Origin of the sequence: Citrobacter sp. S55_ASV_140, assembly GCF_018919505.1 — a bacterium.
GTDB lineage: Bacteria > Pseudomonadota > Gammaproteobacteria > Enterobacterales > Enterobacteriaceae > Citrobacter > Citrobacter werkmanii.
Genome location: NZ_JAHLQZ010000406.1, coordinates 1 through 896 on the forward strand (window position 1 = coordinate 1; position 896 = coordinate 896).

Here is an 896-nt window from a genome sequence, read left to right on the forward strand (position 1 = left end):
GTTTATACACTTGCTGACTCAGTTCGGAAAAAGCCCCCACAGCGTCCTCGAGAGAACGATTATCTTCAGTAACACCATAAAAGGTATATCCGTTATAGGTACCCAACTCAGAAAAGTAGTCTGGATGGCGTTTGCTATATAGATAAATCACTACCAGCAGGAACATCATTGCGCAGATTAAAAATAACCACTCTTTCCAGTTCGAAACTGGCTGCGAGGATTTCTTTGGCTCAGACAAGGATTCTGCAACTGGCGCAACAATATCACTGGCTCTATTTTGCGTTGTGTGTATTGATTCATCAGGCAGTGGTTCGATTGTTATCGAGAGCGTCACGCCAACCTTAGGGCGCGTTAATATTGCAGAAGCAGGAAGGCCGATTTTTTCGAACGAACCGCGTAATTGATTGATTAATTTGTAATAGCTGGCACTGGAAACCACCACACCTTTTCGTCCCCACACCCAGGCAATTAGATCATCTTTTTTGAAGAGCCCCTGATGAAAAGCAAGGAGCAAATTGCATTCGGATTCAGATATTTTTAAGCTTTCGCGATCGCATGATAAGGTCATCCGCTCACAATCAAGAATGACTTTCTTATCAATTAGGTACTTCTTTTTACTCATAGGGCCTTCTGCTAAGAATGAGTCGTTCTGGTTAAACCATTATGTTACCTCAGTGACTACCGATCTATTGAACGGTTTTTACTTTTAATCCTTTCATTTTGCTCATTGGCATGCGTATCAAGCCAGGTCGTAAAATCAGACGAACTCATTGGCTTTGCATAAAGATAGCCCTGCATAAAACCTACATTATGATCGAGGATATAGCATAGCTGATGTTCTGAACTGACGCCTTCCGCAACGATATTAAGCCCCAGCTTTTGACTCAGCATAATAA

Annotated in this window: 1 protein-coding gene and 1 pseudogene; both read right to left on the reverse strand. The window is 42.1% G+C overall.

Features of this window, described 5'->3' with window-relative positions; genetic code table 11:
- The coding region (locus KQJ18_RS24195; RefSeq protein ID WP_216422986.1) for a response regulator at nt 1-622 on the reverse strand (622 nt) is incomplete at its 3' end.
- A 56-nt stretch (nt 623-678) separates the two neighbouring features.
- Nucleotides 679-896 (reverse strand): annotated as a pseudogene (locus KQJ18_RS24200) (EAL domain-containing protein); the annotation flags it as partial.